Annotated in this window: 9 protein-coding genes and 1 pseudogene; all 10 read left to right on the forward strand. The window is 37.3% G+C overall.

The genetic code is table 11. From position 1 onward, the window contains the following. Positions 1 to 454, forward strand: a 454-nt coding sequence (locus J1E28_RS05095) for a hypothetical protein (protein ID WP_291027405.1), incomplete at its 5' end; no start/stop codon positions are given. Positions 455 to 536: 82 nt separating this feature from the next. Continuing rightward, complete coding sequence (locus J1E28_RS05100; RefSeq protein WP_291027408.1) at positions 537 to 1211, forward strand: DUF5644 domain-containing protein; 675 nt, start codon at positions 537 to 539, stop codon at positions 1209 to 1211. A gap of 3 nt (positions 1212 to 1214) precedes the next feature. Further along, on the forward strand, positions 1215 to 2048 hold the full coding sequence (locus J1E28_RS05105) for a hypothetical protein (protein WP_291027410.1): 834 nt from the start codon (positions 1215 to 1217) through the stop codon (positions 2046 to 2048). Then, on the forward strand, positions 2048 to 2356 hold the full coding sequence (locus tag J1E28_RS05110; protein ID WP_291027412.1) for a hypothetical protein: 309 nt from the start codon (positions 2048 to 2050) through the stop codon (positions 2354 to 2356). The genes J1E28_RS05105 and J1E28_RS05110 overlap by 1 nt, the downstream gene beginning before the upstream one ends. A gap of 67 nt (positions 2357 to 2423) precedes the next feature. Continuing rightward, positions 2424 to 3338, forward strand: a complete 915-nt coding sequence (locus J1E28_RS05115; protein WP_291027414.1) for a TerB family tellurite resistance protein — start codon at positions 2424 to 2426, stop codon at positions 3336 to 3338. Between the two features lie 50 nt (positions 3339 to 3388). Beyond that, positions 3389 to 3892, forward strand: coding sequence for a hypothetical protein (locus J1E28_RS05120; protein WP_291027416.1), 504 nt, complete (start codon positions 3389 to 3391; stop codon positions 3890 to 3892). Next, on the forward strand, positions 3893 to 5308 hold the full coding sequence (locus tag J1E28_RS05125) for a PhoH family protein (RefSeq protein ID WP_291027418.1): 1416 nt from the start codon (positions 3893 to 3895) through the stop codon (positions 5306 to 5308). Between the two features lie 25 nt (positions 5309 to 5333). Then, entirely contained in the window at positions 5334 to 6029 is a 696-nt protein-coding gene (locus J1E28_RS05130) for a hypothetical protein (protein ID WP_291027420.1), read from the forward strand. Further along, complete coding sequence (locus J1E28_RS05135; protein ID WP_291027426.1) at positions 6029 to 6766, forward strand: NlpC/P60 family protein; 738 nt, start codon at positions 6029 to 6031, stop codon at positions 6764 to 6766. The genes J1E28_RS05130 and J1E28_RS05135 overlap by 1 nt, the downstream gene beginning before the upstream one ends. A gap of 78 nt (positions 6767 to 6844) precedes the next feature. Next, a pseudogene (locus tag J1E28_RS05140) lies at positions 6845 to 7161 on the forward strand (hypothetical protein); the annotation flags it as partial.

The raw sequence follows: 7161 nt of genomic DNA on the forward strand, positions 1-7161 counted from the left end.
TCTCCTCTCTCATCTCAAAGAGATTCTTACTTTTTTGCTTAAAGAGGGTGTGAGCTTTAATATTTTGTGTGATATGAAGCAAACACATTTTGATCCTCCACTACCTGAACATATTAGTAACACTTTTAATGATATCACGCTTTTTGTGCTTGCAGGCTATACTTTTGAAAGTATAGAGCTTGAAAGTGATAGTATAAGCTTTGAGGCAGGATTTGGGAATGAAAATATCGGCAGTATCGTGCGTATTGCTTATAGAGGTATCGTGCAAGTTTTGCTTCACGATAATGATTTGTTACGCGAAGTACCATTATGGACAAATGTAAGTCACCCTTGCTTTTACAATCTCTCTACAGAAGAACTCGATCTTATTGCTTCTGTGCAAGAAGAGGGCTTAGAGCATTCAAGACTTGCTTTTACATCAAATCCGGAAAATAGTAGGTTTTTCAAAAAATAATTAACCTTTTAAGGAGAGTATTGATGAAATATGCTAAGATTCCTATTTCTCAAATAAGAATTTCGCCTCACAAGGAGTCTCTATGGATAGAGTAAATCTTGAAGTCTTTAGATTCGAGGCAGGTGTGGATTATCTGCCCTATTATGCCAAATTAGTTTTTCCTTTTACATCACAACACACCCTCACAAATTTGCTTGTCTTTTTAGACAATGAGCTCTATAACTATGGCTATGATAGGCAGTATTTGACATTGCGTATTAATGGTATAGCCATTTTTGAGGATTTGGGTATCATAGAGCTTGTGCAGAGATTTGGTACTCAATGGCAGATTGAGCCATTGAGTACCTATTATGCTTCAAAAGATTTACTGCTTAATCAAAAAGCATTGTGGAGAAAATATGAAACTTTCTTTGAATGGGCAGATTTTGTAAGCAATGAGGAGAAAGAGGAGCTAAATAAATACTTAATGCTTAATCTCATCACACCCCTCAAAAATGAGCATTATTTGGGTGATGGATTCTTTTTATATCTTAAATGGCTTATCTCACGCCACCCTGATAAGATTCAAGAACTTATGCGTTGGCTTTTAGATTCGCAAGGGGGGATTTTGCATTTTGTGAGTCTTGCAGATATGGTGTATCCACGAGCAAACGCGCTTGATGAGGAAATATGGGATTTTATGCGTGATGTTGTCTTTTCCTCTGAATCTAAACAATGTCAAGCGCTAGCGACTTTAAAGATAGGGCAAAAAGGATAAGTGATGAAGTATATAATTTACGATAGATACGATAATACGCTCAATCCGCAGAGCTTACTTTGTAGCACAAAAGCACTTTTTGCAACCCTTGGCTTGGAGGTTATTTCTCCCACTTCAATTTCACCTGCTGGTTTGTTTGATTGCGGAGGGTATTGGGCGCGATTGGCACAAAAAAATGATTTATTGCATAATGTTGCCTATAATCTTGCTTTAGCTAATGCTGCTGATGCTACGCTTGTGTTTGTTGAGGAGGACGCGTATGCAAATGCTTTTTATGCAAAATCCCTCATAGAATCTCGCAGCCATATTATGCGCGAAATAGAGACGCAATATCTCCATAAATTTAATCTTTTATATGATAGTAAGGTACAAATGAGTTATTTGCCTGATTTGCTTAATAGTATTGATATAAGTGCGCTTATTCAAAAAAGATTTACTCAATTTAGCACTGCGATTGTGCGCGGAGCATATCAAGGATATGTGCCAAAAAGCACAAATCATAGAATCTATGAACAAATTGACTTAAAAGTGCTTGAAACACCCATAGCAAACCAATACTACGCACATTTATTGCAGGTTAATCCACAAAGTGCGTTTTTCAATAGTGCAAGACTCTTTTTTGATTTAGCAGATTTGGGGGTGGATTTTATCCTTACCTATTCGTTGAGTCAATTTGTTATGCTTGATTCTTATCGCACAAAGCTTTGTAGTGTGTATAATCGAGACAATATTGCCCTGCCTATTCTTTTTTTGCCTCAAGCCTTACTTTTGGCTTTTGGGCAAGAAAGGAATAGACTTGGCTTTATGTATCATAATCAAAAGGTGGAGATATTTTAATGCAAGCATTTTGGAAATTTCTTTTTGCGGCGGTGATTGGCGCAACTTGGTATCATTTTGGTGGAGAAGATGCCGCTATGGCATTGGTATTTTTCTTTATTATCGTAGGAATGCTTTTTATGAAGCCCATTCGTTATCAGAATCCAGAAAGACGTGAGCAATATATGCAAAAGATTCGCGAGGGTAGAGAGCGTAAGATTGCGCTTGAAAATGAGCGTGTCGAGGAATTGAAGCGATTAAAGCAAAGTGAGCGGGAGCAAGAGGAACGCTTGAAAAAAGAATTTGAAAAGCGTATTAATAAGCGTTAATTAACAAAATCAAAGTATTTTTTGCTATAATCGCGCAAAATTATGGATAAAAAAGGATAAATATACAATGGAAATCGTGCTTTTGCTCATAGCTGGGGTGGTTGTGTATTTTCTCTATAATACCCTACAAGAGTATCTTAAGAATCCTCTCCATCCACAACAGCAACCTTATACAAATCGTGTAGATTCTGCGCCTATAGATTTTCATAATCCCTATGAGGAAATGGCACAAGTAGATAAGGTAAAATCAAGTGAATTTGGTGTATTGGCGGCAATTTTAGGCTCTGTTGTATGGAGCGATGAGAAAATATGTCCGCTTGAAAGAAAACTTCTTGATGAAATACTTACAGATATGGCAGCAGAATCTAAAAATCCAAAGTTAAGCAAAGATGAATTAAATACTATTGTAATGGAGCAAAAAACTCCCACAATCCCACTTGATGAGCTATGTGATGAGTATGTGGCGCTTACAAAAGGTGAGTATAAAAAGCGATTAAAGGTTGTAGAATTTTTATTTGTTCTTGCTTATGCTGATGGTGTATTAAGTAGTGAAGAGAGCGATCGTATTGTTGATATTGCAGCATTCTTCGAGCTTACTAATGAGGATTTTAATGCGCTTTATGAGCAATTTGAGCAAGCTTATGCGCAAGAGGTAACTATGAGCGAGCAAGAGGCAAGAGCAATATTTGATTTGCAAGATTCTAGTGTAGATATGCCAAGTAAAGAAGTGCTTGAACAAAAATATCACGAGCTTATTAAGGGTGCTAAGCAAAATATTTTTGACAATAAAAATATTAATAAAAGTTTTCGTGATACCTCACTTTCGCGCATTAAAGAAATTGATAAAGCCTACGCCTTACTTACAAGCCTAGCAAAAGATTCACAAGAATCAGACACACAAAAAAGCCAAGAGATGCAAGATATACAGACTTCTTCAAATATCCAAGGGGAGGGTAAAACGCGTTCAGGTTGGAATTTTTAGGAATATTATTTGCTTGAAAAATTGGTATTAGATTAAGGCGGAGGTATAAAATGGATATTACAAAAATCAATCATAATGGTGTGCAGGGGTTGCTTGCTAATATCTATAATGTTCAGAATCAGCCACAAAATCTCAATGAAACAAGAGAGAGCGAACAAAAACCTAATGGCGTAGATTCTGTCAATAATAGCGATAAAAGCACACAATCCCTTCAGTATGTTGATATTGCAAGACGTATGGAGGATAGGTTTTCGCCTTCAGAAGAACTCAAAAAGGCGCGTGAGATTGGTGGTGAGCTTGAAGGGGGATTTAATAACAAAACCTCATTTGAGAATCTTTCTTCTACATTGAGAAAACAAGGCTTAATTAATAGCAATGAGCAAGTAGCAATGGATTATTTAAAAAATCGCTCATCAAAGCTTGATTTTGATGAGTTTTCAAAAATTGCAAGCAATGACAATCATAGCAAAGAAATGAAAGGACTTATAGATTCTGTAATAAAAACAATGGATTTTGTTGATAACGTTAATGGAGGCGTTTTGAGGGGGAGCTGATTGAGCGGCAAATGTTACTTACTTGATACCTCTATTATCCTAGATGATATACAAAATATCGTCTATTTGTGGCAGGATTCACAAAATACACTTTTTATTTCCGAAGTTGTTATCGAAGAGCTTGATAAAAAGAAAGATTTGCAGAGCGAGACAGGCTTTTTTGCACGAGAGTTTTTTCGCTGTATTAATAGTGATAACATAAATGATGAACCCATTGACAATGAAGCGCTTAAGAGTAAGGCACAAGGAAATGATGATTTGCAAAAAATCTATTTTCGCCTTGCACATATAAGCATCCCCATTATTTTGATTTATCGCCCTGTTTATAAGAGTATCCCACAAGAGCGTAGTTATAATGATTCTAAACTCATCGAAATTGCACAAGATTATCACTTACTCCTTCTTACAAATGATATTTCTCTCAAAATCCGCGCTCAAACGCAAGGTATAAGCGCCCAATCACTTTTTCGTGATAGGGTAGAAAATCCAAATGATATTGATTTTTGGGCATTTTTTGAGATGCACAAAGATAAACCTCTTGTGCATTTAAAAGATAATGAGGATTTTGCTAAACTCACGCAATGGTCTCTTATACAAGTTGATGAGCTTGATAATACCGATAGTTCATTGTATAAAACAGGAAAAAAAAGCTTTGGCTTAAAAATAGGCGGGGCATTTGAGGAGCTAAATCTTGATGAGATTTTAAAGGCTAATCAACCCTATATTATGCCAATTAACCTTGAGCAAAAAATGCTTTATGCCCTCCTTATACATTCTCAAAATAATCTTACTATCGCTACGGGTTCAACAGGGAGTGGAAAAACACTCATTGCCCTTCAAGCAGGGATTACGCTTGTAAAAAATGGCGTGGTTGATGGGATTGTATATATGCGTAACACTATTACTGCAAATGACAAAGAGGCTGAACTAGGCTATCGCAAGGGTGATGAGGCGCAAAAACTTGGATATTTTATGTATCCACTTTATGGTGCGATTAATTTTACCATTGATAAACTACAAGAGCAGTCTTTAGCAAAGCGCATTGAGTATCGTGGTGAAGTCAATGGCATACAAAAGCAAGACGCAACAGAGTATTTCTTGCAAAAGCATAAAATTGAGATTGTTGATATTGCTCACGCACGAGGCATTAGTATAGGCAATAAATTTGTGATTTTCGATGAAGTCCAAAATGCTTCAAATGCGACTATTAAGCTTATTGGGACGCGCATAGGCGAGGGGAGTAAGATTGTATTTTTGGGCGATTGGGCGCAGATTGATCACCCTTACCTAAGTAAATTTCGCAATGGTGCATTAAGCCTTTTAAGTAAGGCACTCAATGATGATTTTATTGCTGGGATTCAGCTAAGACAGACGATTCGGAGTGATGTGGCAAGTTGGTTTGGAGAAAATTTTTAAGAGGACGAAAAAATTAGGTGCAAAGATGTTTTTTAGAATAACTCTCATCGTTTTTGCTAGTTTTGTGTTTGTCTATGGGGCGCGTCCTATGGTTACTGATGATGCAGATGTGGTTGATACACATTCTTGTCAGCTTGAGACTTGGGGGCTATATGATGGGAATTATGCGGAGTATTGGGCGGTGCCCGGTTGCAATATGTTTTGGAATCTCGAAATCAGTATGGGTGCGATGATGAGTAATGTCGCAGTTGAGGGTACAGAGGAGCGATTCCGCACACATCAGTTTGTGGCAGGGGCAAAAAAGATTTTTGGCGATTTAGAATCCAAAGGCTATAGCTATGGTTTGGTGCTGGGCAATGCTTATAATTTTTTGTATTCTAAATATCGTAACGACCATTATGGCTATTTGCTTTTTAGCACAGCTTTTTTTGATCATACTTTACTTTTTCATTCAAATCTTGGCTATCGCTTTAAGCGCCACCAAGATGAGCCGCACATCTATCATTTTGGTTTAGGCTTGGAGAAGCAGCTCTCTAAAAGAATATGGATTCTCGGTGAGGGGCTGTATGAACGCACCGCTGATATGCAGTTTCAGGTTGGTTTGCGAATCTGGCTTTTACAAGATAAGATTCAGCTTGATGGCACTTATGGTAATGCCTTTAAGGGTGGGCAAAGCTGGGTGTCTATGGGGTTAAGATTTTTAAGTCCGGAACTATTTTGATGACAAAACATTTCTTATCACACATATCCTCTCTTTTTGCTTTATTTGTGGTTTTGTGCTTCTCTGCTTGTGCAAGTTTAGGTGCGCCAAAGCCGCTTTCATATAGTGTGCAGGTGGGAAGTTTTAGCAAGGTAGAAAATGCTGGAAATTTTGTAGATTCACTTAATAGCAAAGGGCTTGATGCGTTTTTGTTTAAAGAATCTGATATGTATAAGGTGCGTTTTGGGAATTATGAAAGCTTTGAAATTGCAAAACAGAGTGCGCAAGAATATCGTAAAAATGGCTTGATTGGGGAATTTTTTATCGTCTCGCCACAAAAATATGCGATTAATAAAAAAGGGCAGTCGCATAAGAAAAAAATTAAGCACGTGCGAGATGATATCGTGGAGAGCGCACATCAATACATCGGTGTGCCTTATAAATGGGGTGGCACTTCTGAATCTGGCTTTGATTGCAGTGGGCTTACACGCGCGGTATATTTGCTTAATGGTATCGAGCTGCCGCGCTCTTCGTATGAGCAGTATAATGAGGGGGATTCTATTCCAAAGAGTAAATTACAAAAAGGAGATTTAGTATTTTTTATTACAAATAGAAGTAAGAGGGTTAATCACGTAGGTATTTATATTGGTGATAATGAATTTATCCACGCACCAAGCAAGGGAAAGGTTGTGGGCAAAGCACGATTAGATACAAACTATTGGATTAAAGCCTACAAGGGTGCAAGGAGTTATTTTTGATATTTAAAAGCAAGAAAAATATGCTATAATAATCCGTGAACTTGCCTTATGCTTGTGATTAATTATAAAAGGATAGTGATGAAGATTCTCAAAAAATGCGAGCAGTATGTAAGATGGGCGATAAGATTGCCCATAATAATAAAAAGACTCTATGATAGAAATGTTAGTTCTACTGTATCTCACAATCTGTATTGTCTTATTTCTGCTCAAATGGTGCTTCACAGAGATAAGCCCGAAGTAATAGCAGAACTAGGAAGGAGTTTTGATCGAGTGGGTATGATATATAATACAAAAAATGCGCTTTCATATCTCCATCTTGTAAATCCCGTGCGCTCCCCCTCACTCAAACTTACGCGTATAGGTGGGCAAGCTGATGGAGGCTATGTTCTTTTATG

Source organism: Helicobacter sp., from assembly GCF_022511165.1.
In the GTDB taxonomy this organism is placed as follows: Bacteria; Campylobacterota; Campylobacteria; order Campylobacterales; family Helicobacteraceae; genus Helicobacter_C.

What these genes read in the sequence shown, in the direction of transcription:
- J1E28_RS05110 (WP_291027412.1), top strand. Translation starts at nt 2,048, where the DNA reads ATGCAAGCATTTTGGAAATTTCTTTTTGCGGCGGTGATTGGCGCAACT.
- J1E28_RS05115 (WP_291027414.1), top strand. Translation starts at nt 2,424, where the DNA reads ATGGAAATCGTGCTTTTGCTCATAGCTGGGGTGGTTGTGTATTTTCTC.
- J1E28_RS05120 (WP_291027416.1), top strand. Translation starts at nt 3,389, where the DNA reads ATGGATATTACAAAAATCAATCATAATGGTGTGCAGGGGTTGCTTGCT.
- J1E28_RS05130 (WP_291027420.1), top strand. Translation starts at nt 5,334, where the DNA reads ATGTTTTTTAGAATAACTCTCATCGTTTTTGCTAGTTTTGTGTTTGTC.
- J1E28_RS05105 (WP_291027410.1), top strand. Translation starts at nt 1,215, where the DNA reads ATGAAGTATATAATTTACGATAGATACGATAATACGCTCAATCCGCAG.
- J1E28_RS05135 (WP_291027426.1), top strand. Translation starts at nt 6,029, where the DNA reads ATGACAAAACATTTCTTATCACACATATCCTCTCTTTTTGCTTTATTT.
- J1E28_RS05100 (WP_291027408.1), top strand. Translation starts at nt 537, where the DNA reads ATGGATAGAGTAAATCTTGAAGTCTTTAGATTCGAGGCAGGTGTGGAT.